22 protein-coding genes and 1 tRNA gene are annotated in these 25319 nt (G+C 61.9%); 4 read left to right on the forward strand and 19 right to left on the reverse strand.

The window, feature by feature from the left end; genetic code table 11:
* Positions 1-33: 33 nt before the first annotated feature.
* The 13 genes from M0D64_RS25030 to M0D64_RS25090 form a co-directional block, all read right to left on the reverse strand.
* Entirely contained in the window at positions 34-444 is a 411-nt protein-coding gene (locus M0D64_RS25030; protein WP_154559037.1) for an integration host factor subunit alpha, read from the reverse strand.
* Positions 445-513: 69 nt separating this feature from the next.
* Complete coding sequence (gene pheT / locus M0D64_RS25035) at positions 514-2949, reverse strand: phenylalanine--tRNA ligase subunit beta (RefSeq protein ID WP_266259655.1); 2436 nt, start codon at positions 2947-2949, stop codon at positions 514-516.
* Between the two features lie 137 nt (positions 2950-3086).
* Positions 3087-4100 (reverse strand): phenylalanine--tRNA ligase subunit alpha, encoded by a 1014-nt coding sequence (pheS, locus tag M0D64_RS25040; protein WP_028200200.1) that lies wholly within the window; start codon positions 4098-4100, stop codon positions 3087-3089.
* A gap of 157 nt (positions 4101-4257) precedes the next feature.
* A complete protein-coding gene (rplT, locus tag M0D64_RS25045; RefSeq protein WP_006052502.1) occupies positions 4258-4617 on the reverse strand; it encodes a 50S ribosomal protein L20 in 360 nt (119 codons plus the stop codon).
* A 29-nt stretch (positions 4618-4646) separates the two neighbouring features.
* The gene (gene rpmI, locus M0D64_RS25050; RefSeq protein WP_097389908.1) at positions 4647-4844 is read right to left on the reverse strand and encodes a 50S ribosomal protein L35; all 198 of its coding nucleotides are present in this window, start codon (positions 4842-4844) and stop codon (positions 4647-4649) included.
* Positions 4845-5092: 248 nt separating this feature from the next.
* Positions 5093-5617: a translation initiation factor IF-3 gene (gene infC, locus M0D64_RS25055; protein WP_074263967.1), complete on the reverse strand. Its 525-nt coding sequence runs from the start codon at positions 5615-5617 to the stop codon at positions 5093-5095.
* A 49-nt stretch (positions 5618-5666) separates the two neighbouring features.
* Positions 5667-7574: a threonine--tRNA ligase gene (gene thrS, locus M0D64_RS25060; RefSeq protein WP_266259656.1), complete on the reverse strand. Its 1908-nt coding sequence runs from the start codon at positions 7572-7574 to the stop codon at positions 5667-5669.
* Positions 7575-7825: 251 nt separating this feature from the next.
* Positions 7826-7902: transfer RNA gene (locus M0D64_RS25065), tRNA-Val, on the reverse strand.
* 150 nt (positions 7903-8052) lie between these two features.
* Positions 8053-10296, reverse strand: a complete 2244-nt coding sequence (locus M0D64_RS25070) for a bifunctional (p)ppGpp synthetase/guanosine-3',5'-bis(diphosphate) 3'-pyrophosphohydrolase (protein ID WP_154559034.1) — start codon at positions 10294-10296, stop codon at positions 8053-8055.
* An 83-nt stretch (positions 10297-10379) separates the two neighbouring features.
* On the reverse strand, positions 10380-10733 hold the full coding sequence (locus tag M0D64_RS25075) for a RidA family protein (protein WP_028200195.1): 354 nt from the start codon (positions 10731-10733) through the stop codon (positions 10380-10382).
* A gap of 96 nt (positions 10734-10829) precedes the next feature.
* Positions 10830-11741: an alpha/beta fold hydrolase gene (locus M0D64_RS25080; protein WP_266259657.1), complete on the reverse strand. Its 912-nt coding sequence runs from the start codon at positions 11739-11741 to the stop codon at positions 10830-10832.
* 349 nt (positions 11742-12090) lie between these two features.
* A complete protein-coding gene (locus tag M0D64_RS25085) occupies positions 12091-12732 on the reverse strand; it encodes a CoA transferase subunit B (RefSeq protein WP_097389913.1) in 642 nt (213 codons plus the stop codon).
* A 2-nt stretch (positions 12733-12734) separates the two neighbouring features.
* Positions 12735-13439: a CoA transferase subunit A gene (locus M0D64_RS25090; protein WP_028200192.1), complete on the reverse strand. Its 705-nt coding sequence runs from the start codon at positions 13437-13439 to the stop codon at positions 12735-12737.
* Positions 13440-13693: 254 nt separating this feature from the next.
* Between M0D64_RS25090 and M0D64_RS25095 the strand changes: the two genes are divergently transcribed.
* A complete protein-coding gene (locus M0D64_RS25095) occupies positions 13694-14239 on the forward strand; it encodes a LuxR C-terminal-related transcriptional regulator (RefSeq protein ID WP_054040426.1) in 546 nt (181 codons plus the stop codon).
* 39 nt (positions 14240-14278) lie between these two features.
* Here M0D64_RS25095 and M0D64_RS25100 read toward each other — a convergent pair whose 3' ends face one another.
* The gene (locus M0D64_RS25100) at positions 14279-14710 is read right to left on the reverse strand and encodes a thioesterase family protein (protein ID WP_097389915.1); all 432 of its coding nucleotides are present in this window, start codon (positions 14708-14710) and stop codon (positions 14279-14281) included.
* Between the two features lie 91 nt (positions 14711-14801).
* Positions 14802-15578, reverse strand: a complete 777-nt coding sequence (locus M0D64_RS25105; protein ID WP_154559030.1) for an SDR family oxidoreductase — start codon at positions 15576-15578, stop codon at positions 14802-14804.
* A gap of 191 nt (positions 15579-15769) precedes the next feature.
* Here M0D64_RS25105 and M0D64_RS25110 point away from each other — a divergent pair, with 191 nt between their 5' ends.
* A complete protein-coding gene (locus M0D64_RS25110) occupies positions 15770-17443 on the forward strand; it encodes an electron transfer flavoprotein-ubiquinone oxidoreductase (protein WP_266259658.1) in 1674 nt (557 codons plus the stop codon).
* A 132-nt stretch (positions 17444-17575) separates the two neighbouring features.
* On the opposite strand, the gene M0D64_RS25115 is transcribed toward M0D64_RS25110, so the two are convergent.
* From M0D64_RS25115 to M0D64_RS25130, 4 genes are all read right to left on the reverse strand, one after another.
* Positions 17576-19051, reverse strand: a complete 1476-nt coding sequence (locus tag M0D64_RS25115; protein WP_266259659.1) for a glycosyltransferase family 9 protein — start codon at positions 19049-19051, stop codon at positions 17576-17578.
* 45 nt (positions 19052-19096) lie between these two features.
* Positions 19097-20197, reverse strand: coding sequence for a chorismate synthase (gene aroC / locus M0D64_RS25120; RefSeq protein WP_266259660.1), 1101 nt, complete (start codon positions 20195-20197; stop codon positions 19097-19099).
* Between the two features lie 70 nt (positions 20198-20267).
* A complete protein-coding gene (locus tag M0D64_RS25125; protein ID WP_266259661.1) occupies positions 20268-22205 on the reverse strand; it encodes an MFS transporter in 1938 nt (645 codons plus the stop codon).
* 141 nt (positions 22206-22346) lie between these two features.
* A complete protein-coding gene (locus M0D64_RS25130) occupies positions 22347-22811 on the reverse strand; it encodes a CBS domain-containing protein (RefSeq protein ID WP_266259662.1) in 465 nt (154 codons plus the stop codon).
* A 250-nt stretch (positions 22812-23061) separates the two neighbouring features.
* Between M0D64_RS25130 and M0D64_RS25135 the strand changes: the two genes are divergently transcribed.
* Positions 23062-24453 carry an O-acetylhomoserine aminocarboxypropyltransferase gene (locus M0D64_RS25135; protein WP_266259663.1) on the forward strand — a complete coding sequence of 464 codons (1392 nt, stop codon included), beginning with the start codon at positions 23062-23064 and terminating at the stop codon, positions 24451-24453.
* Positions 24450-25295, forward strand: coding sequence for an alpha/beta fold hydrolase (locus tag M0D64_RS25140; protein WP_266259664.1), 846 nt, complete (start codon positions 24450-24452; stop codon positions 25293-25295). The genes M0D64_RS25135 and M0D64_RS25140 overlap by 4 nt, the downstream gene beginning before the upstream one ends.
* Positions 25296-25319: the final 24 nt, after the last annotated feature.

Raw genomic sequence — 25319 nt, forward strand, 5'->3', positions numbered from 1 at the left:
TCGTGGTGGGTTGCGCAGGGACGCGCCAGTCGATCAGCGCGCGAAGCTCGCTTCAGCGCCGTTCTCGACCAACGCTTTCAGCTTTTGACTTGCATGGAACGTCACAACGCGGCGCGCGGCGATCGGAATCGCCTCGCCGGTCTTCGGGTTTCTGCCGGGACGCTGGGGTTTGTCGCGCAACTGGAAGTTGCCGAACCCCGACAGCTTTACGCTATCGCCACTCTCCAGCGCATCGCGGATCACCTCGAAGAATGCTTCGACCATGTCTTTCGCTTCCCGCTTGTTGAGCCCGACATTGTCGAACAGCAACTCGGCAAGTTCAGCCTTGGTAAGCGTCGGCGTTTCGCTGGAAACGGCCGCGGGTGATGTCGGAATTTCGCGAATCATGGCGCTGCGTTGCGCCGTAAGAAGGGCTTCGAAATCACTCGAGTTCATTTCATTCATATCTATCAAATGGCGCGCCAAGCAGAAACGGAGGTTGCGAAAAAATGCCGTGCAAATGTTAAATGCGGGTTATCCACGCAACCGTGCGCCATATACTCGAGCCAGACGTTCCACCAGAGTTTGAATGGCCAGATCGACCGTTTCATCCTGAAGGGTCCCGCCAGTATCTTGCAAGGTCACACGGAACGCAAGGCTTTTCTCGTGAGCAGCCAAACCACCGGAAGTGTTTGATTTTGGACGGAATTCGTCGAAAAGCACAACCTTCTGAACAGTCTTGCAAGCCTCTTCGGACTGAGCCTTCTGGAGCTCGTCCAGCAGCTCCTGCACCTCGATTTTCTGATCGACGACCACCGCGATATCGCGACGCACCGGCGGGAATTTAGACACATCGGCCGGAGTCGGCAATACACGCTGCATTAATGCTTCCGATTCGATTTCAAACAGAATCGGCGCATGCGGCAAATCATATTTCTGCATCCAGCGCGGATGCAATTCACCAATCCAGCCCACCGCGCGATCATTCAGTTCAATACGCGCGCTGCGGCCCGGATGCAATGCCGGATGCTCCGCTTTCACGAAGCTCGCGACGGCCGGCGCGAGCACGGCTTCCAGATCGCCCTTCACGTCGAAGTAGTCGACGGTGCGCGTTTGCGCGCCCCACTGCTCTTCGAGCGCGGGACCGTAGGCGAGGCCACCGAACATCTTCGGCTGGGCGAAACCTTCGACGGTCAATTCACCTGCCTTGATCGACGGATCGTGCAGGAACACGCGGCCGGCTTCGAACACGCGTACGCGATCGGCCGCGCGACGGTTCAGATTCGTGCGCAGAACGTTGATCAGGCTACCGAACAGCGTAGTGCGCATGACCGACAACTGGCTCGCAATCGGATTCAACAGACGAACAGGCTTGTCGTTGCCGGCGAAGTCCGACTCCCACTCGGCATCCACAAAGCTGAAGTTAACCGTCTCCGCGTAATCGCGCGCGGCGAGCGCGTGACGGATCACGTGAATCGAGCGCTGCGTTTCGTTAGTCGGCAGCATTTCGCTGGTCGCGACCGGCGGACGTGCGGGGATCTTTTCGAAGCCGTAGATGCGCGCGACTTCTTCGATCAGGTCTTCTTCGATTTCGATATCGAAGCGGTACGACGGCGGCATCACCGCGAACGTATCGCCGTCACGTTCGAACGTGAGGCCGAGGCGCGTGAAGATCTGCGCAATTTCGTCCGCGTCGATCTTGATGCCGATGATGCGGTTCGCACGCGAGACCCGCATCTTCACCGGCTCGCGCTTCGGCACGTTGACGATCTGATCGTCGACCGGGCCGGCTTCGCCGCCGCAGATATCGAGGATCAATTGCGTAATGCGTTCGATGTGTTCGACGGTGGTCGCGTAATCGACGCCACGTTCGAAACGATGGCCTGCATCGGTCGAGAAGTTGTACTTGCGCGAGCGGCCACGAATGCTATCCGGCCACCAGAACGCGGCTTCGAGATAGATGTTGGTGGTGTCGAGCGTGACGGCCGTGCTGTCGCCGCCCATGATGCCGGCGAGGCTTTCGATGTGCTGTTCGTCTGCGATCACGCCGACGGTTTCATCGAGTTCAACGGTGTTGCCATTCAGCAGCTTGAGCGTTTCGCCCTTGCGGCCCCAACGCACGTCCATGCCGCCGTGGATCTTGTCCAGATCGAACACGTGCGACGGACGGCCGAGTTCGAGCATCACATAGTTCGAAATATCGACGAGCGCGGAAATGCTGCGCTGACCCGAACGCTCGAGACGCTGCACCATCCATTGCGGCGACTTCGCACGCGCATTCACGCCACGAATCACGCGACCCGAGAAGCGGCCGCACAAATCGGGCGCCGAGATTTTGACGGGCAACGTTTCGTTCAACTTGACTTCGACCGGCTTGATCTCAAGCGGACGCAGCGCAGCACCAGTGATGGCCGACGTTTCGCGCGCCACGCCGAACACCGACAGGCAGTCCGCCTTGTTCGGCGTCAGCTTGATTTCGAAAACCGTGTCGTCGAGATTGAGCGTTTCGCGGATGTCCTGGCCGATCGGCGTAGCTTCCGGCAGGATCATCAGGCCGCTATGATCATCCGAGAGCTTCAGTTCCCGTGCCGAGCACAGCATGCCCTGGCTTTCCACGCCGCGCAGCTTCGAGAGCTTGATCGCGAACGGCGTGCCGCCCTCTTCGGCCGGCGGCAGTTGCGCGCCGACCAGCGCGACCGGCACCTTGATGCCCGGCGCGACATTTGGCGCACCGCACACGATGTTCAGCGTTGCGCCCGTGCCGGCATCGACCTGGCACACGTTGAGCTTGTCCGCGTCCGGGTGCTTGACGACTTCCAGCACCTGACCGACGACGATCTTCGAGGTCGGCGGCGCGGCCGGCCGCAGGTCTTCGACTTCGAGACCCGCCATCGTCAACGCGTGCGACAGCTCATCGGTCGTCAGTTGCGGATCGACAAAGGTTCTCAGCCAGGATTCCGGGAATTGCATGGTTCTGTCTACGTTCTGATCAGGTTAGGTCCAGGTCCGGCAGGCGGCCCATTGATTCACTGGACTCTGCCGGGGACGCTGCTGCGGCACTGCCTGCAGTGCCGCGCTCTATGCTTGTCGCGTTCGTACGCGCCCGCTCACGCGAATTGACGCAGGAAACGCAGGTCGTTTTCGAAGAACAAACGCAGGTCTTGCACGCCGTAACGCAACATCGTGAGCCGCTCGAGGCCGCTGCCGAAAGCAAAACCGATATAGCGCTCGGGGTCGAGGCCCATGTTGCGGATCACCGTGGGGTGAACCTGGCCGGAACCCGAAATTTCGAGCCACTTGCCGGCGTTCTTGCCCGTTTCGAACAGCATGTCGATTTCAGCCGACGGTTCGGTGAACGGAAAGTACGACGGGCGGAAGCGCACCTGAATATCGTCGCGCTCGAAGAATTTCTTGAGGAAATCGGAGTAGACGCCCTTCAGGTCCGCGAAGCTGATGTTCTCGTCGATCCACAGGCCTTCGACCTGGTTGAACATCGGCGAATGCGTTGCGTCGCTGTCCACACGATACGTGCGGCCCGGCACGATCACCTTGATCGGCGGCGTGTTGGTACGGGCGTAACGCACCTGCATCGGGCTGGTGTGCGTGCGTAGCAACAGTTGACGGCCGTCGGCATCTTTGCCGTCGACGTAGAAGGTGTCCTGCATCGAACGCGCCGGGTGGTTTTCCGGGCTGTTCAGCGAGGTGAAGTTGTACCAGTCGGTTTCGATCTCGGGGCCGTCGGCCACATCGAATCCAATCGTACGGAAAATCTGTTCGACGCGTTCCCATGTACGCATCACCGGGTGCAGGCTGCCTGCGCCGGTGCCGCGGCCGGGCAACGTGACGTCAATGGCTTCAGCGGCGAGGCGCTGGTTCAGCAACGCGTCGGCGAGCGCCTGACGGCGGGCCGTCAACGCGGCCTCCACTTGTTGCTTGACGAGGTTGATCCGTGCGCCTTCGGTCTTGCGCGTTTCGGGATCGAGTTTGCCAAGGCCCTTCAATAGCTCGGTCAACGCACCCGATTTGCCGAGAAAGCGCGCTTTCTCGTTCTCGAGGGTGGTGACGTCGGAGGCTTCTGCGAAGGCTTTTTGCGCGTCGGCGACAATCTGGTCCAGATCCATTGATCCCATCATTTCAACGTCAGTGTTCAATCGATGCAAAACTGGTTCGACCAACAAAAACGGGGCTCGGTGAGGAGCCCCGTTTTTGCTGCAGCGTCACCGAGACTACCGGATGTTCGCTGCAACGAACCACGCAGTTTAATTGCCCAAAGCGCAATCAGGCTGCAACGGCGGCTTTCACCTGCTGAACGATCGCAGCAAAAGCAGCCTTGTCGAACACAGCCATGTCGGCCAGCACCTTGCGGTCGAGTTCGATCGAAGCCTTCTTCAGGCCGTTGATGAACACGCTGTACGTCATGTCGTGCTGACGCACCGCCGCGTTGATACGCGTGATCCACAATGCACGGAACACACGCTTCTTGTTGCGGCGATCGCGGTAGGCGTATTGGCCTGCGCGCATGACCGCCTGCTTGGCGATGCGATAGACGTTATTGCGACGGCCGCGGTAACCCTTGGCCAGCTTGATGATCTTCTTGTGACGGGCCCGTGCGGTAACCCCACGTTTTACTCGAGGCATGTCTTGCTCCTATGAGTGTCGGTTAAGGGTTAAGCGAACGGCAGCATTGCGCGCACGGAGTTCATATCTGCTTCATGAACTGACGTCGAACCGCGCAAATGGCGTTTGTTCTTGGTGGTCTTCTTGGTAAGAATGTGGCGCTTGAAGGCTTGACCGCGCTTAACGGTACCGCCCGGACGCACCACGAAGCGCTTTGCAGCACTCTTCTTGGTCTTCATCTTCGGCATGACAACTCCATTATTAGATGGATATGGGTGTGCGGTCGGCCAGATGGCCATTACCCGCCCTTCGAAACCCATTCCACTTGGTATGCAGACCGCCGTTACTGCCGGCAGCCGCTTTTCAGGAAGCGGCGCACATTTGCACATGCGCCGTTCCGAAACCTGCCGATCCCGCACCGGACACCCGGCACAGCATCGTTTCAATCTTTCACAACCGGAGCGCGCACCACACGGTGCGCCGCTGCTCCAGCGGCTTACTTCTTTTTCTTCGGCGCGAGCACCATGATCATCTGGCGCCCTTCCATTTTCGGCATCTGCTCGACCTGACCGACTTCGTCGAGGTCCGTGCGCAGGCGCTCGAGCATGCGCATACCGATTTCCTGGTGAGCCATTTCGCGGCCACGGAAACGCAACGTGATTTTCGTCTTGTCGCCGTCGTCGAGGAAGCGGATGAGGTTGCGCAGCTTGACGTTGTAGTCGCCGTCATCGGTGCCCGGGCGGAATTTGACTTCCTTGACCTGGACGATCTTCTGCTTGAGCTTGGCCTCGTGTTGCTTCTTCGCTTCCGAGTACTTGAACTTGCCGTAGTCCATCAAACGGCAGACCGGAGGAACCGCTTGCGGAGCGATTTCAACCAGATCCACATCCTGCTGTTCCGACATGCGGAACGCATCAGCGAGTTTCACGATGCCGAGCGGTTCGTTCTCGACTCCGACCAGACGCACCTCGGGTGCTGTAATTTCACCGTTGATGCGGTGCGCAGACTTATCAGTAGCGATGTTACGTTTCCTCTAAAAATTAAAAAAACGAGCCGGGCTGCCAAGTGGCTCAATTGAACGACTGCACGTCCTGGCGCAGACGCTCAATGAAGGTATCGAGAGGCATCACGCCCAGATCGACACCACCACGGGCACGCACGGCTACCGTTTGGGCTTCACGCTCTTTGTCGCCGACCACAAGCAGGTACGGCACCTTTTCCAGCGTGTGCTCCCGTATTTTATAGCTAATCTTCTCGTTGCGCAAATCGGCCTCTACTCTAACCCCTTGTTTTTGCAACGATTGGGCTAGCGACTGCGCATATTCGGTCTGACTTTCGGCGATATTCATCACCACGACCTGCATCGGCGCGAGCCACGACGGCATTGCACCAGCATGGTGCTCGATCAGAATGCCGAGGAAACGCTCCATTGATCCGACGATTGCCCGGTGCAGCATGATCGGGCGGCGGCGGCTATTGTCTTCGGCGACGTATTCAGCGCCGAGGCGCTCCGGCAGCACCATATCGAGCTGCAACGTGCCGCACTGCCACGAGCGGCCGAGCGCGTCCTTGATGTGGTACTCCACCTTCGGGCCGTAGAACGCGCCCTCGCCCGCCAACTCTTCCCACGTCACGCCGCACGCCGTCAGCGCCTCACGCAGGCCCTGCTCCGCACGATCCCATGTCTCGTCCGTGCCGGCGCGAGCATCCGGGCGCAGCGACAGCTTGATCTCGACATTGTCGAAGCCGAAGTCCTTATAGACGCTCATCGCCAGCGTGTTGAACGCGATCGATTCGCTGATGAACTGGTCTTCGGTACAGAAAATGTGCGCGTCGTCCTGCACGAAGCCACGCACGCGCATCAGACCATGCAGCGCGCCCGACGATTCGTTGCGGTGACACGAGCCGAATTCCGCGTAACGCAGAGGCAGATCGCGATACGAGCGCAGACCGTGGTTGAACACCTGCACGTGACCCGGGCAGTTCATCGGCTTGATCGCGTAGTCGCGCTTTTCCGATTCCGTCGTGAACATGTTTTCACGATAGTTCTGCCAGTGGCCCGACGCTTCCCAGAGCGAGCGGTCCATGATCATCGGCGTCTTGATTTCGAGGTAGCCGGCGTCGTTCACACGGCGGCGCATGTACTGCTCGACCTGCTGCCACAGCGTCCAGCCACGCGGATGCCAGAACACCATGCCCGGCGACTCGTCCTGCATGTGAAACAAATCGAGTTGCTTGCCAAGCTTGCGGTGATCGCGCTTTTCCGCCTCCTCAAGCATGTGCAGATACGCTTCCTGGTCTTCTTTCTTCGTCCAGGCCGTGCCATAGATACGCTGCAGTTGCTCGTTCTTCGAGTCGCCGCGCCAGTAAGCGCCCGCAAGCTTCATCAGCTTGAAAACCTTCAGCTTGCCGGTGGACGGCACGTGCGGGCCGCGGCACAGATCCGTGAAGCCGCCGTGCGAGTACAGCTTGATTTCGTCGGTGGCCGGAATCGATTCGATGATCTCGGCCTTGTACTTTTCGCCGATGCTCTTGAAGTAGTCCACGGCTTCGTCGCGCGAGACCACACGGCGCGAGACCGGCTCGTCTTTCTTCGCGAGTTCCTGCATGCGCTTTTCGATCTTCTCGAGATCTTCCGGCGTGAAAGGACGGCTATACGCGAAGTCGTAGTAAAAACCGTTGTCGATCACCGGACCGATCGTAACCTGCGCTTCCGGGAACAGATCCTTCACCGCGTACGCGAGCAAGTGCGCCGTGGAGTGACGAATGATGTCGAGGCCGTCGGCGTCTTTCTCGGTGACGATGGCAAGCGACACGTCGTGATCGATCAGCGTGGACGTATCGACGAGTTCACCGTCGATCTTGCCGCCGAGCGCAGCTTTCGCGAGGCCGGGGCCGATCGAGGCGGCCACTTCGGCGACGGTCACCGGATGCTCGTACTGTCGAACAGAACCGTCAGGCAGACGTATCGAAACCATTGCGTTCTCCGTGGTGCCGACCGGCGGCGGCACATACAACCAGGTCAAAAAACCAAAAAAAATGCGGCCCCACTTTCGAGGGGCCGCATTCACATTTCCTGCTAACTACAGTGGCGAAAGTGGTCCTCGACTAGCGTCGCTCCGAAGTAGTTTCGGTCAACGTTCGCGGTGCCATAACCGTATTTGCCTTTTGCGCCGAAGCGCTTACTGCAGTTTGCGAAACCCCGGCAAAACCGGAATTTCTCTTTCGTTGGTAGGCTCGATTGGACTCGAACCAACGACCCCCACCATGTCAAGGTGGTGCTCTAACCAGCTGAGCTACGAGCCTGAAGAAACGAGATTATATGGAGCCCCACACCGCTTGGCAAGTACTTTTATGCACCGACTTTAAATTTCTACTCATGCGCGCGGGCACATCGAACCGATGCCTGCCGGGCACCTGCAGGCACCCACAGGCACCGTCCGCCTCGTCCGCGCATCAACTCTTGCGAGAAGCGCGCACCACGCCGATTACTTCACCGAGCAACGTACACGCGCGCTGAATTTGCGCGGCGCTCGATACCTCGACAGTAAATTGCATGAACGCCGCATTGCGACGCGACTGCGTTTTCACGCCGATCACATTCATCTTCTCGCGCGCGAAAACTTCGGAGATATCGCGCAGCAGACCTTGCCGATCTGTGGCCTCGATGCTGAGGTCGACGGGATAGACCGACTGCCCGCGGCCGCTCATGACATCCGCCGACCACGCAGTTTGCAACACACGCTCCGGTGCGCGATCGGCCATGCGCACGAAGGTCGGACAATCGCTGCGGTGGATCGACATACCCTTGCCGCGCGTGACGAAGCCGCTGATGTCGTCGGGCGGTGCGGGACGACAACAGCGCGCGAGTTGCGTGAGCAATGCGTCGACGCCGACCACGAGCACACCCGTGGAAGCCCCGCGGGCGACGCTCGCGCCGCTACTGCGCTTCTCGAACTGTTCCGGCGCTTCGACCACAGGCTCGGGCGGCGGCGCATCGTGCAGCGCCTGCTCGACGAGCCGCAGACTGAATTCTTCCTTACCGACCACCGAGAACAGATCGTCGGTGGTCTTGAAGCCGAGCTTGGCGGCGAGCTGATCGAGATTGACCGACGTCTTGCCCTCGCGCTGCAGGGTCTTTTCGACCATCGCACGGCCGCTCGAGATGTGCTCCTGCACTTCGACCGCGTTGAACCACGCGCGCACTTTCTGCCGCGCCCGATGGCTCTGCAGATACCCGAGTTGCGGGTTGAGCCAGTCACGCGACGGACCGCCCTCTTTCACCGCGACGATCTCGACCGTCTGGCCGTTCTGCAACGCCGTGTTGAGCGGCACCATCGCGCCATCGACACGCGCACCACGGCAGCGATGCCCCAGCTCGCTATGCAGGTGATACGCGAAGTCCACCGGTGTGGCGCCGTGCGGCAGCGGAATCACGCGTGCTTGCGGCGTGAGCACGTAGATGTGGTCGTCGTCGAGCGTAGCCTGGCGCAATTGCTCCCACGGCTGCGCGGCGCGCTTCTCGCCGTGCTCGCCTTCGGAGACGTCGTCTTTCCACGCGAGCAGTTGACGCAACCACGCGATCTTCTCGTCGTACTTCTCATTGGCGCTGAACTGGCCGCCGTAGCCACGCGTGCCCGCTTCCTTATAACGCCAGTGCGCCGCCACGCCATACTCGGCGAACTGATGCATTTCCTGCGTGCGGATCTGTACTTCGAACGCGCGGCCGTCGTCGCCGATCACGACCGTGTGCAGCGATTTATAGCCGTTCGGCTTCGGCCGCGAGATGTAGTCGTCGAACTCTTTCGGCACCGGCTGCCACAGGTTGTGCACGATGCCGAGCACGGTGTAGCAATCCTTGATGTCCTGCACGATGACGCGAAACGCGCGCACATCGTACAGTTCGGCGAAGTCCAGCTCCTTGCCGTGCATCTTGCGCCAGATGCTGTAAATGTGTTTTGGCCGGCCGCTGACTTCAGCCTGAACATTCGCCGCAGCCAGTTCCTGCTGCAGCCGCTCGATTGCCTGCGCAACATAGCTCTCGCGCTCGACGCGCTTCTCGTCGAGCAGCTTGGCGATGCGCTTGTACGTGACCGGCTCTTCGAAGCGGAGCGCGAGATCCTCGAGCTCCCATTTCAGTTGCCAGATGCCGAGCCGGTTGGCGAGAGGCGCATAAATATCGAGCGTTTCACGCGCGACGTCGGGCGACGGCGTGATTTTCGCCGCCGCGTAATAACGCAGCGATTGCAAGCGCGACGCGAGCCGTATCAGCACGACGCGAATGTCCTGCGCGAACGCGAGCAGCATCTTGCGCAGCGCCTCGACCTGCGCGCGGCGCGCGGCTTGCGCATCGCGCCCGGCTTCGGGCATCGCATTCTGCGCGGCGCGCAAGCTCACCGTCCCCAGGCGCAGCAACTTGCGCACGTCGCCCACCAGTTGCGCGACTTCTTCGCCGAAGTTATCGGCGATCACGCGTTCCGGGTCTTGCAGATGCGGCGTCAGGGCAAACAAGGCCGCTGCCAGCACAGCCGGCGGATCGACATTGAGCGTGCGCATGATCGACGCCGTACCCGCCGCATGATCCGCCAGCAACTCGCCCGATGAGAGCCGCACTTCGCCCGCATGTTCGCGCACGAACGCCATCGCTTCGTCGAAGGAAGGGATGGGGGTTGGCGTGCTCGTAACGATTTCGGTAGTCATGGTGCGACGGCCCACCGGGCCAGACGGATCAACGGAATGTCAACAACAACTGCGAGACCAGGCGTAAACCAGGTCAGCCAGGCTCAATCGCGCTGCGCCGCGACCACGACGATTTCGACGAGGCACTTCGGGTTAGCGAGCTTCGCTTCGACGGTAGCGCGCGGCGGCGTGGCGCCTTGTGCGACCCACTCGTCCCACACTGCGTTCATGCCGGCGAAGTGCACCATGTCCGAGATGTAGATCTGCACGGACAGCAAGTGCGACTTGTCGCTGTTCACTTCTTCCAGCAGACGGTCGATGTGGCCGAGCACTTCGCGCGTCTGACCCGTGATGTCCTGATCCGCGTCTTCGGCGATCTGGCCGGCGAGGTACACGGTGCCGTTGTACACAGCAGTTTCCGAGAGGCGCTTGCCGACGTGGTGACGAATGACTGCCATGAAGAATCCTGAGGTTGGTTGAAAATTGATCGCAGATGCGTTCCGCATTGCTCCCGCGCATTGCATCCAATAGAGGACGCCGCGCGGAACCCTACATTATGACGCGTCAGCGGCCGGCCCGATAAAGAACTGCCTCGCGAGGTCGATCTGGTCAGCCGACAGAAACGCCGGCGCATGCCCGACGCCCGAGATTTCCGCGCTGGATACAGCGCGCCCTGTCTCGACCATCTTAGCGACGGTCTCACGCGAAAGCAGATCCGATTGCTCGCCTCGCACCACCAGCACCGGCCCCTGAAACGCAGCCAGCGAATGCCACAACGCGGCCTCGCCGAGTTTGGCCGCTTCTTCGGTTGTCGCGGTAAACGGCTGTGCGATTCGCGGGTCGTAGCGGAACAACCACGCGCCGTCCTGCTCGTGCAAAAGCGGCGTATTGATCTCGCGCCATTCCTCTGGTGTGAGCGGACCGAAAGTTTGCGCAAGCAACGCTGCGTAATCGATGCCCTGCTGCAGCGTTTCGAAACGCACGGGCTTGCCGAGGTAATCGCCGATGCGCTCTACGGCCACCGGCTCCAGATGCGGCCCGACGTCGTTCAGCAGCATTTTACGAATCGGCGTTTCCGGCAGGCCGGCCAGCGCGAGCCCGATCAGACCGCCCATCGAGGTACCGAACCAGTCGACCGTTTCGACGTTCAGGCGCGCGATCAGCGTAACCATGTCGGCGACGTACTGCGGGATGCTATAGAAGTTGGGGTTCGCGAGCCACGAAGACAAGCCCCGCCCCGCCACATCCGGACACACCACGCGGTAAGTGCCGGCGAATTCCGCCGCGAGGCGGTCGAAATCGCGCCCCGATCGCGTCAAGCCGTGCACGCACAGCAGCACACGCGGATTAGCGGGGTCGCCCCACTCGGTGTAGGCGATCCGGTGCAGGCCACCGGCGCTCGCGCACTGCACATAACGTTGGCGCGGCGCGGGCCGCTCAGCGGTGGAAGCGGACGTCTCGGTCATCTGGGTTCCTTGCAAAAGCGCCATGGGCTCGACGCAGACCAAGCGGCGGGAAATGAACGTCGAATCTTCAAACGATTGTAAACCGCTTTGCCATGCGGCAAGGATCGGCCAATCGGCCTAAGACTGACCAGGATGCCGCAGGGTAAAAGCCGCAGCGCCGGCACCCCGATGCGGGCAGCGCAAAACGGGAGGAAAAGACGGCACCAAAACAAAACGGGCGAGACCCGCGCCTCGCCCGTTTGCAACCTCGCTTCAATTCGCTTCGCAAGCCGCCTCAAGACCCACAAGGCAACTCGCGTTGCCGCCCGCTTCCGTCACAAAGACCGAGGCGAACGGCTCACACCACCATTCAGCTCACCGCGCTCACATCCAGCGGCGCGCCCGTCTTCGTCTGGATCTCCTCGACGCTGACGCCCGGCGCCAGCTCAGTCACCTTCAGACCGTCTTCCGTCACTTCGATCACGCCGAGATCGGTAATGATCTGATCGACCACGCCCACGCCCGTCAGCGGCAACGTGCATTCTTCGAGGATCTTGTGCTGGTCGCCCTTCGCGACATGCTCCATCAGCACGACCACGCGCTTGACGCCTGCGACCAGATCCATCGCGCCGCCCATGCCCTTGATCATCTTGCCCGGAATCATCCAGTTGGCCAGATCGCCCTTCTTGCTGATCTGCATCGCGCCCAGAATCGCCAGATTGATGTGGCCGCCGCGAATCATCGCGAACGAATCCGCCGACGAGAAAATCGACGAACCCGGCAGCGTGGTCACCGTCTGCTTGCCGGCGTTGATCAGGTCGGCATCCACTTCTTCTTCGGTCGGCGACGGGCCAATGCCGAGCAGGCCGTTTTCCGACTGCAACCACACTTCGACGCCGGCCGGCACGTGGTTCGCCACCAGCGTCGGCAAGCCGATGCCGAGGTTCACGTAGAAGCCGTCCTGCAATTCCTTCGCCGCGCGTGCGGCCATTTCGTCACGAGTCCATGCCATGATCAGTCTCCTTTCGCGCGGACGACGCGTTGTTCGATGCGTTTTTCCGGATGCGCATTGAGTACAATGCGCTGCACGAAAATGCCCGGCGTGTGGATCGCGTCCGGATCGAGTTCGCCTACTTCAACGATTTCCTCGACTTCCGCGACGGTAATCTTGCCGGCCATCGCGCACATCGGGTTGAAGTTACGCGCGGTGCGGCGATAGATCAGGTTGCCCGATTTATCGGCTTTCCATGCCTTGACCAAAGCGACGTCGGCCGTCAGTGAATGTTCGAGCACGTAATGGTTTTCGCCGAACTGGCGGGTTTCCTTGCCTTCGGCGATCAGCGTGCCGTAGCCGGTGTTCGTGAAGAAGGCCGGAATGCCCGAGCCGCCGGCGCGCAGCTTCTCGGCGAGCGTGCCTTGCGGCGTGAATTCGAGCTCGAGTTCGCCGGCCAGATATTGGCGTTCGAATTCCTTGTTCTCGCCCACGTACGAAGAAATCATCTTCTTGACCTGGCGCGTTTCGAGCAGCAGACCGAGGCCGAAACCGTCGACGCCCGCATTGTTGCTGATGCAGGTGATGCCCTGCACCTTCGAATCGCGTAGCGCACCGATCAGCGCTTCCGGAATACCGCACAGCCCGAAGCCGCCGACGGCAAACGTCTGCCCGTCCTTGACGATGTCTTTCAGCGCTTCAGCCGCGCCTGGATAGACTTTGTTCATCGTTTGTCCCTTCCTTTATGGAAACCCGAAACCGGATCATTGCGACTTCGATATGACGCTTAGCGGGTGCAAGCCCGACACGTCATTCTAGTCATCCGTGGCCGGCTTTGCGCTCAGACTGTCAGGATTGCCTGATCACTTGCGCCAATGCCCGCCACGAACGGTTTCGCCGCGTTGTCATGTGCCCGAAAGAGTACGCTGGGTGCGCCATGCGGCACAATACGCAAAAATACATAAGTACTTGCCGCCAGCCCATGCCTGCACTGGATTACCAAACCGCGTTTCACCTCGCCCCGATCGGACTCGTGCTGTCACGCGAACGGATCATCGAAGACTGCAACGACGAGCTGGCGTCGATATTCGGCTGCACGCGCGAGGCGCTGCTCGGCCAGTCGTTCCAGGTGCTGTATCCGTCGACGGACGAATTCGAGCGGATCGGCGCGCGGATTCCGCCGATCATGACCGCGCAAGGCAGCTACGCGGACGACCGCATCATGAAGCGGGCCAACGGGGAATTGTTCTGGTGCCACGTGACGGGCCGCGCGCAGCAACGCATGGACCCGCACGCAGCCGGTGTGTGGACTTTCGAGGATTTGAGCGCGACACGGCGCGTGGCGGTCGAGTTAACGCCGCGCGAACGGGAAATCGCCGCGCAACTGGTGACGGGCAAAACCAGCAAGCAGATCGGACGGGCGCTGGATATCAGCCCGCGCACGGTCGATGTCTACCGCGCGCGGCTGATGCGCAAATACGATACGGGGAATGCGACCGAGCTGTTGCAGCGCTTGCTCGGGCATTGAGAAGGCGCTGAGAAGGCGCTGAGGAGGCGCCGGGAGCTATCAAGCCGCCTTGACCAGCGCCGCGCTCTCGATGGTCGCGCGCAGCATATCCGGAACCGGTACCGACTTGCCCGCGGCGTAGTCGATCCACACGCAGCGCGCAGCACCGCGCGCATAGACCGTGTTCGGATCATCGGCGCGCACGAGTTCGAACGCCGTGTCGAAACTGCTGCGCCCGGGCGTGGCCACGGACATCCGGCCGATCACGTCGCCCGGATAGTGCAACTGCTTGAGAAACTCCATCGACGCATTGACGATCACCGGCCCCTGCCCGTCGGCATTGCTGCCGGCCAGACCCAGTTGTTCGAACCAGGAAATCCGTACCTGCTCCATGTAACGGAAATAGACCGTGTTGTTCACATGGCCGAATGCGTCCATGTCGCCCCAGCGGATCGGCATCGACATCTCAAAAACTGCGTGAAAATCGCTCATCGTACTTCTTTAACGGATTGAAACGAGGGTGAAACCGGCGCGTGGGCCGGGGTAAACGTGGCAAACAAGGACCGGCCGCCCAAAGCCGCGTTCAGACGAGAGCGAACCCATCGTCGGCGGCAATCACCGAGCCGTTGATGAACTGCGATTCGTCGGCCGCCAGCAGCAGCAACAGCCCGTCCAGATCCTCCGGCTTGCCGACACGATGACGCGGCAGCAGCGAGACCAGCTTCTGCCCCTGCTCAGTCGACCAGTGATGATGGTTGATCTCGGTATCGATATAGCCCGGGCAGATGGCGTTCACGTTGATGCCGTGCTTGCCCCACTCCAGCGCCATGGCTTTCGTCATATGGACGACGGCGGCCTTGCTCATCGAGTACAGGCCGATCTGCGGCAACACCCGCAGGCCCGCCATCGACGCGATATTGATGATCCGGTATGACGGCTTCTGCGCGCTATTGCCACGCATGATCATGCGCTTGGCGACTTCCTGAGCGACAAAGAAAGCGCCGCGCGTGTTAGTGTCGAACACGTATTCGAAGTCGGCCGGCGTGACTTCCGTAAGCTTCTGCGTGGTCGACACGCCTGAATTGTTCACCAGAATGTCGATCGTGCCCGCCTCGGTCTCCGCGTGGGCAACGGCCGACTTGATGCTTTGATAATCCGTGACGTCGAGCGAGACGACGTGCGCCGCGCCGCCGGAGGCTTCGATCTCGGCGCGCAACTCCTTCAGGCGCTCGGTGCGGCGGCTCGCCAACACCACCTTGGCGCCAGCCTGCGACAATACTTGAGCAAAGCGCTTCCCCAACCCGCTCGAGGCGCCGGTGATCAGCGCGACCTTGCCTTCCAGATTGATCGAACGGCCCATTGTCGTTCCCTTATTCGGTTGTTGTTACAGACGCGGTTGACAGGTGCGGTAAGACCATCACTGCGGGTCATACCGTATCACAGAAATAGAACGATCGTGCTAATCTCTGCTCATCTGGTTGCAGTGGCGGAGACCATCGCCCACAATACGATCCCGAAAAAAGCATTCTAACGGTAAGAAGAGGAGCATCAATGACCCCCGCAAGTCTCATTGAGCAATACGGTCCACGCGAGTCGATGGAATACGACGTCGTGATCGTCGGCGGCGGCCCGGCTGGCCTGTCCGCAGCGATCCGCCTGAAGCAGCTGGCGGCGGAAAAAGGCGTCGAGCTTGGCGTGTGCGTACTGGAAAAAGGCTCGGAGATCGGGGCTCATATCCTGTCGGGCGCGGTGATGGATCCGCGCGCCATCACCGAACTGATCCCGGGCTGGAAGGAAAAAGGCGCGCCGCTGACGGTGGACGTGACCGAAGACAAATTCCTGTTCCTGACGGAAACCGGCTCGAAGAGCGTGCCGACCTGGGCGCTGCCGGACAACTTCAAGAATCACGGCAACTACGTGATCAGCCTCGCGAACGTCACGCGCTGGCTGGGTCAGCAGGCTGAAGCGCTCGGTGTAGAGATTTTCCCGGGTTTTCCGGCTGCGGAAATCCTCTACAACGACGATGGCTCGGTTAAAGGCGTCGCGACCGGCAATCTGGGGATCGGCAAGGACGGCGAGCCGACCGAGAACTTCCAGCTCGGCATGGAGCTGCACGCAAAGTACACGCTCTTCTGCGAAGGCGCGCGTGGGCACCTCGGCCGTCAACTGAACGACAAGTTCAAGCTGCGTGAAGGCGTCGATCCGCAGGTCTACGGTATCGGCATCAAGGAACTGTGGGAAATCGATCCGGCGAAGCACCAGCCGGGTCTGGTGATGCACACCGCCGGCTGGCCGCTGGAGAACGACACGTACGGCGGCTCGTTCCTCTATCACATGGACAACAACCAGGTGGTGGTGGGCTTTGTGGTCGGCCTCGGCTACACGAATCCGTACCTGTCGCCGTTCGAGGAATTCCAGCGTTACAAGACGCATCCGGCGATCCGCGCGATTCTGGAAGGCGGCAAGCGGGTGTCGTACGGCGCGCGGGCGATTACCGCGGGCGGCCTGCTGTCGCTGCCGAAGCTGGTGTTCCCGGGCGGCGCGCTGGTCGGCGACGATGCGGGCTTCCTGAACGCCTCGCGGATCAAGGGTTCGCATGCGGCGATCAAGACGGGCATGCTGGCGGCTGAGGCGGCTTTTGAAGCCGTGCAGGCAGGCCGCACCAGCGATGAGCTGACGGCCTATCCGGAGTCGTTCAAGACCTCGTGGCTGCACACGGAACTGCATCGTGCGCGCAACTTCAAGCAGTGGATGAGCAAGGGCCTGTACCTCGGTACGCTGATGGTCGGCATCGAGCAGAAGCTGTTAGGCGGCAACGTACCCTGGACGCTGCATCACCAGCATTCCGATCACGAGATGCTGAAACCTGCGTCGCAGTGCAAGCAGATCACGTATCCGAAGCCGGATGGGAAGCTGACGTTCGACCGTTTGTCTTCAGTGTTCATTTCGAACACCAACCACGAAGAAAATCAGCCGGCTCACCTGACGCTGAAAGACCCGTCGGTGCCGGTGAACGTGAACTGGCAGACCTATGCCGGTCCGGAGTCACGCTACTGCCCGGCTGCCGTCTATGAGTTCGTGAAGAACGACGACGGCAGCGAGCGTCTCGTGATCAACGCTCAGAACTGCGTGCATTGCAAGACCTGCGATATCAAGGACCCGACCCAGAACATCGTCTGGGTGACGCCTGAGGGTGGCGGCGGTCCGAACTATCCGAATATGTGATTCGGTGTTTGTTTGCCGTGCGCGGAGCTTGTTTGTCCGCGCACGGCATGCAGGCAAACAAGCTCCGCGCAGGTAAAAACAAAGCGGCATCCATTGCAGACGTACTGCCAACGTCGCCGCAAAGCAAAAAACTCAAGCGCCCGGCATCATTTCAACCCGCTCTCGCACTTTAGCCAGCACCGGCGCCCATGCGCCAATCTCAGGCTGTCGAAAGAGCTCAATAGAATCGTACCAGGCCGTGGTGCCCGATTCGTCGCCCCAAAACCATGCCGACACGTGATCGATCATCAAACACGTCGGCACGCCGAGCGCCCCCGCCAGATGAGCGGGTCCGCTATCAATCGTGACGACCAGATCCAGATTCGCCAGTAGCGCGGCGACGTCGTCGAATCCGGATTGAAAATGGTGGGTCAGGTCGACAACATCGAGCCCCTTGGCCCGCCACTGCGCGACCATCTCGCTGCGCCCAGGCGACAACGCAAACCAGGTCACACCCGGCACGCTCAATAGCGGCTCAAGTTGCTCGACAGGTACCGACCGCCGCATATCGCGGATATGCTCAGGATTGCCGTTCCACACTAAACCGACGTTGCGATTGCCCGGCTTGCCGGCCGTGTGCGCATGAACCCGCTCGCGCCATGCCTGCACGCGCGCGGGCTCGGCGCTCAGATACGGCGCGCCCCACCCTGTTGCATCGAAGACGCCAAGCCGCAACGGCAAGCTCATCAACCCGCAATGGAAATCCGGCCGCGTTTCAAGACTCGTTTCGAGCGGCAAGTCAGCAGGCAGCATCCGTTCGAATAGATGCCGCAACGGCCCGTCGTGACCGAAAATCACCCGGCCGCCTTCGCGTCGCGCCCGCTCGGCCAGCAGCGGCAGAAACCGCACCGCCCAAAGGCAGTCGCCGTTACCTTGCTCGCCGTACACGACCAGCGTTTTGCCTTGCAGCGATTCGCCCTGCCAATGCGCGCTGATCGCAGCGAGCGCATGCTGCGCGTTATTCAAATCGTCGCCGAACGCGACGCGTGACTCGTAATGCGCCCAGCCTTCGGCGAAACGTCCCGTGCGGATTTCGAGTTCCGACAGATCGAACAGCGCATGCATGTTATCCGGCGACAACGCCAGCACTTGCCTGAGCAATGCTTCCGCTTCAGCCAGCCGCGCCTGCTCCTTGATGCACAACGCGAGCTTGTGAAGCGCCACCGGGTTGCCGGGCACGACACGTACCGCTTCGCGCAGTAGCCGCTCGGCCATGTCGAAGTCGTTGCGTTGTTGCACGGCTGCCGCGCGCCAGATCAGCGCGTTGGCGTCTTCGGCGTTTTGCGCGAGCAACAGCGCCGTGGCGGAGTCGACGAGCGACCAGTCGCGCACGATGAAGGCCGTCTGCGCGATGGTGTCTAGGAGCGGAGGTTCGCAGGAGGGATCAAGCTGGTAAGCGCGCACCAGCGCCGCGAGCGCCTCGCGCCGAAGGGTCTTGTCGCGACCGGCGCGTTCCAGCAACGAATGTCCGAATGCGAGGCAGTCCGCGGCGCCAGCGTGCGGCGCCGCGGCACGCGCGCGCAGGTCCGCGAGTTGGCTATCGGCCGGCTCGGTGTTCGTATCGGTCATTGAGACGAGGCTGCGCGCAATACGAGGACGCTCAGAGAGCGCTCTTTACGGCGCGCTCGCCGCAATCTTCGGCGTGCTGACGGCGACATCGCCGCATTGCGCACGGTGGCGCAACGCATGGTCGATCAGCACCAGCGCGAGCATGGATTCGGCGATCGGCGTGGCACGGATGCCGACGCACGGGTCATGACGCCCGAACGTTTCGACGACAACGGGCTGCCCCGCCTTGTCGATCGAGCGGCGCGGCGTACGGATGCTCGAAGTCGGCTTGATCGCGATTGACACCGTGATGTCCTGGCCGGTCGAAATACCACCGAGCACACCACCCGCGTGATTGCCGACGAAGCCTTCCGGCGTCAATTCGTCGCCGTGCACCGAACCGCGTTGCGCGACGCTGGCGAAGCCCGCGCCGATCTCGACACCCTTCACCGCATTGATGCCCATCATGGCGTGCGCGATGTCCGCGTCAAGGCGGTCGAACAACGGCTCGCCGAGCCCAACCGGCACGCCGGAAGCCACGACGTTGATGCGTGCGCCGATCGAGTCGCCGTCTTTACGCAAGGCGTCCATATATGCTTCCAATTCCGGCACGATCTCCGCGTTCGGCACGAAGAACGGGTTCTCACGCACATGCGACCAGTCGACGAACGGCACGTCGATCTCTCCGAGCGCCGCCATGTAGCCGCGGATCTCGGTACCGAATTTTTCACGCAGCCATTTCTTCGCAACCGCGCCGGCCGCTACCGTAGGTGCGGTCAGACGGGCCGACGAACGGCCGCCGCCGCGATAGTCGCGAATGCCGTATTTCTGCCAGTAGGTGTAGTCGGCGTGACCGGGACGGAAGGTGTCGGCGATGTTGCCGTAGTCCTTGCTGCGCTGGTCCGTATTGCGGATCAGCAGCGCGATCGGCGCGCCGGTGGTCTGGCCTTCGAACACGCCCGACAGGATCTCGACCTTGTCTTCTTCCTGGCGCTGCGTGACATGGCGCGACGTGCCGGGTTTGCGGCGATCGAGTTCGAGCTGGATGTCGGCTTCGCTAAGCGGCATGCCCGGCGGGCAGCCGTCGATCACGCAGCCGATCGCGGGGCCGTGCGATTCGCCGAAGGTCGTGACAGTGAAAAGCGTACCGAGCGTGTTGCCGGACATGGGCGTCGTCCAAAGAAATGCGGGGAAAGCACTATTATGCCAGCCCAGAAGGGGCTAGGTCCCGGCCGCCCTACTTCCGCGCCCCGCGCAACTCGGTGACGATCTGCTGCAGCACCTCAGGCGTCGCCTCGGCCGGATCGATCGGCTCACCCACCGCCAGCGTCAGCCGGCTCATCACGCCCTTCTGAATCGGTCGCGGCCAACGCGCGTCGTTGGCGCGTGAAAACACGCTGCCCCACAGCCCGCGCAGCGCCATCGGTATCACCGGCGCCGGCGTGCGGCGAATGATCTCGGTCACGCCGTGGCGGAACGGATTCATCTCACCGGTCTTCGTCAGCTTGCCTTCCGGGAAGATGCAGACCAGATCGCCCTCGGCGAGCGCCTCTGCGCAGCGCTCATAGGCGCGCGTCAGTAGCTCAGGGTCCTGATGGGCAGGCGCAATCGGAATAGCCTTCGCATGGCGGAACACCCAACCGGCAAACGGCGACTTGAAGATCTGATGGTCCATCACGAAGCGGATCGGCCGCGGGCTCTCGGCCATGATGACAATCGCGTCGACGAAGCTCACGTGGTTGCACACCAGCACAGCCGCGCCCTCTTCCGGAATCCGTTCGGCATGCACGAGGCGAATCCGGTAGAAGGTATGCACCAGCACCCAGGCGATAAAGCGCAGCAAAAACTCAGGCACAAGCGAATAAATGTACGTCGCGACGACAATGTTCAGCAGCGCGGTGACGAGGAAAATCGCCGGAATACTGAAGCCCGCCGCGGTCAGTCCCATTGCCATCAGCGCCGAGACGATCATGAACAGCGAATTCAGAATATTGTTCGCGGCGATGATGCGCGCGCGGTGGGTCGGCTGGCTGCGGCTCTGGATCAGCGCATAGAGCGGCACGCTATAGAAGCCGCCGAACATGGCCAGCAGGAACAGATCGGCCAGCACGCGCCAATGGGCAGGCCGCACGAGGAATTCGCCGACGCTCAGCAGATGCCCGGCGGCCGGCAACGCATGGCTCGCGAAGAACAGATCGATCGCGAACACGCTCATGCCGATCGAGCCGAGCGGCACGAGGCCGATTTCGATGCGCCGCTTCGAGAGCTTTTCGCACATCAGCGAACCGAGGCCGATGCCGATCGAGAACGTGCCGAGCAGCACGGTCACGACGTCCGGGTCGGCGGACAGCACGTTTTTCGCAAAGCTGAAAAACGAAGACAGAAAAGTCGCACCGACGAACCACAGCCAGGAAATCCCCAGCAGGCTCAGAAACACCGTCCGGTTTTCGCGCGCGAGCTTCAGGTTGCGCCACGTCTCGCTGACCGGATTCCAGTTGACGCGCAGATCGGGCTGCGGCGCCGCCGTGACAGGCACGAAGTTCGACACCAGCCGCCCCACCAGCGCAATCCCGACACAGGCGCAGGCCAGCACCACCGCGCCATGCTCGACGAAACCCGCGCCCACGCCGCCGACGATCGTACCGATCAGAATCGCGACGAAGGTGCCCATCTCGACCATGCCGTTACCGCCGACCAGTTCCGATTTCGACAGATGCTGCGGCAAATACGAATACTTGACCGGTCCGAACACGGTCGAATGGACGCCCATCAGAAACGTGCACAGATACAGCAACGGCGCGCTATGCAGCCAGAAACCCGTGCCGCCGATCAGCATCACGACGATTTCGAAGCTCTTGACGAAGCGCGTGAGCATCGCCTTGTCGTACTTGTCCGCGATCTGGCCGGAGGTGGCCGACAGCAGCACGAACGGCAGAATGAAGATGGCCGAGATCAGGAACGCCGCGGTTTTCGGATCGACGCCGGAAAAACGCGCCGCCTGGTACGTGACGAGCGACGTGAAGCCGATCTTGAAGACGTTGTCGTTCATCGCGCCGAGAAACTGGGTCCAGAAAAACGGCGCGAAGCGGCGCTGGCTGAGCAGGCGGAACTGGGACTCGTGCGTCTCGTGGGCGCGGGCGGCACGGCGGGCGGCGGGTAACGGACGATCGCTCATGAGGTTCGGAGAACAGGCTAAGAGAGCAGCAAAGGGGGAAGGGCCGGGCACAAAAAAAGCGCACGCTTTCGCGCGCGCCTTGATCGCATTTTCATACTCACGGCAACGGCGCGAGCGCCGCGGTGAGCCACCGCGCGTGAGTTAACGCGGCGCCGGTTGTTGATCCTGCGGTTCTTCCGGCCAGTCGCGGATATAGGCCTTGAGCATGCGGTTTTCGAAGCCCTGCTCCTCGACCACCGCCTTTGCGACGTCGTAGAACGAGATCACGCCCATCAGCGTGCGGCTTTCCAGCACCGGCAAATAGCGCGCATGGTGCTCGAGCATCATGCGACGAACCTCGTTGACATCCGTTTCGGGCGTACAGGTGAGCGGATGGTCATCCATCAACTTGCGGATCGTGGAGGTGCCGAGGCTGCCGCCATGCTTGCTCAAGGTCAGAATAATTTCGCGAAACGTCAGCATGCCGACGAGGTCGCCGTATTCCATCACGACCAGCGAGCCGATGTCGTGCTCGGCCATGGTATTGACTGCGTCGTGCAGCGTGGTGTCCGGCGTGACCGTGAAAAGGGTGTTGCCTTTGACTTTAAGAATGTCGCTGACTCGCATAATCTGTCTCCGTGATACCCGCTAGGCTGATATTGCCTGAATGACTTTCGATCCTAGCGGAAAGGTCAATAAAAGGAAAGCGGCCCGCCCACCAAGGCGCCACGGGCGTTTGCAAGGTCGGCCCGGCGCCGTTCAGCGCGCCCACATTGGCCAACCCGCGGGAAAACCGCGCTTGAAGCGATCCATGCCGGTGATAGGATGGCCGCCACTTTCACCTTTCGCGAGGCCGTCCGTGGCCTCGCCGCCCAGGATGTCCGCCAACCGTTTCGATACGCTTGCGCTGCACGCCGGCGCTGCGCCCGACCCCACCACCGGCGCGCGCGCCACGCCTATTTACCAGACTACCTCGTTTTCGTTCCGCGACTCGGACCACGCCGCGGCGCTCTTCAATATGGAGCGCGCCGGCCACGTCTATTCGCGCATCTCGAATCCGACCGTGGCCGTGTTCGAGGAGCGCGTTGCCGCGTTGGAAAACGGCGCGGGCGCGATCGGCACGGCCAGCGGCCAGGCCGCGCTGCATCTGGCGATCGCCACCTTGATGGGCGCCGGCTCCCACATCGTCGCCTCCAGCGCGCTGTACGGCGGCTCGCACAACCTGCTGCACTACACGATGCGTCGCTTCGGGATCGAGACAACCTTCGTCAAACCCGGTGACATCGACGCGTGGCGCGCCGCGCTGCGCCCGAACACACGCCTGCTGTTCGGCGAGACGCTCGGAAACCCGGGCCTCGACGTGCTCGATATCGCCACGGTGGCGCAGCTCGCGCATGAGCACCGCGTACCGCTGCTCGTCGATTCGACCTTCACGACGCCCTATCTCCTCAAGCCATTCGAGCATGGCGCCGACTTCGTCTATCACTCGGCGACCAAATTCCTCGGCGGCCACGGCACCACGATCGGCGGCGTACTCGTGGACGGCGGCACTTTCGACTTCAACGCTTCCGGCCGTTTCCCCGAATTTACCGAACCGTACGAGGGCTTTCACGGCATGGTGTTCGCCGAGGAAAGCACGGTCGCGCCGTTCCTCCTGCGCGCACGCCGCGAGGGCTTGCGCGACTTCGGCGCGTGCCTGCATCCCCAGGCTGCCTGGCAACTGCTGCAAGGCATCGAGACGCTGCCGCTGCGCATGGAACGGCACGTCGCGAATACACGCAAGGTGGTCGAATTCCTGAGCGCACACCCTGCCGTCGAAGCCGTCGCCTACCCGGAACTGCCGTCGCATCCGGACCATGCGCTCGCGAAGCGTCTGCTGCCGCGTGGCGCGGGCGCGGTGTTCAGCTTCAATCTGCGCGGCGACCGCGCCGCCGGGCGCAGCTTCATTGAAGCGCTTTCGCTGTTCTCGCATCTCGCGAACGTCGGTGACGCACGCTCGCTGGTCATCCATCCCGCATCGACGACGCACTTCCGCATGGACGCCGCCGCGCTCGCCGCAGCCGGCATCGCTGAAGGTACGATCCGCCTGTCGATCGGCCTTGAAGACCCCGACGATCTGATCGACGACCTCAAACGCGCGCTGAAAGCCGCGCAGAAAGCGAGCGGGACGACTGCGGGGGGTGGGCCATCCGCTGCTCCGGCAACCGGCGACCCATCCGCCTCCGCCCCGCCTGCCGATGCCGCCAAACCCCGCCCGGAGTCCGCATGATCCTCACCGTTCAAGGCAAGCCCGCCTACGCGTACACCGGCGGCAAACCCTTCGACCCCAGCCTGCCGACCGCAGTGTTCATCCACGGCGCCGAGCATGACCATAGCGTGTGGGCATTGCAAACGCGTTACTTCGCGCATCACGGCTTCGGCGTGCTGGCGGTCGATCTGCCCGGGCACTGCCGCAGCGCCGGCCCGGCGCTTACCACCGTGACCGCAATGGCCGACTGGCTGGCCGCCCTGCTCGACGCCGCCGGCGTACAGCGCGCCTTCGTGGCCGGCCACAGCATGGGCTCGCTGATCGCGCTCGACTTCGCCGGCCGCTATCCGGAACGCGCGACACACCTGGCGTTGCTCGCCACTGCCGTGCCGATGGCTGTCTCCGACGCCTTGCTCGACGCCGCCCTGCACCGCGAGCCCGATGCAATCGACATGGTCAATCAATGGTCGCATTCGACGCTCGCCGCCAAGCCGTCGTGCCCCGGCCCGGGCTTCTGGCTGCACGGCATGAACCAGCGGCTGATGGAGCGTGTCTCGGCCAGCGGCGAGCCGCACCTGTTCCACACCGACTTCACCGCCTGCAATAGCTACGCGGACGGCCTCACACGCGCCACGGAGGTCCGTTGCCCGACGCGCCTGATCGTGGGCCGGCGCGATGCGATGACGCCGCCGCGTGCGGCCAAAGCGCTCGCTGCCGCGCTCTCCCAAGCCGGCGCACGGGTCGACACTGTCACGCTCGAGGCCGGCCATGCCTTGATGACCGAGCAGCCCGATGCCACGCTCGACGCGCTGTTCAGCTTCGCCTCAAAGGCCGCAGGTGCTGTTCCAATCGGCGTTCGATAGTCACTGCGAGGCGTCACGATAACC

Origin of the sequence: Paraburkholderia sp. WS6, assembly GCF_030464835.1 — a bacterium.
Classification (GTDB): Bacteria; Pseudomonadota; Gammaproteobacteria; order Burkholderiales; family Burkholderiaceae; genus Paraburkholderia; species Paraburkholderia madseniana.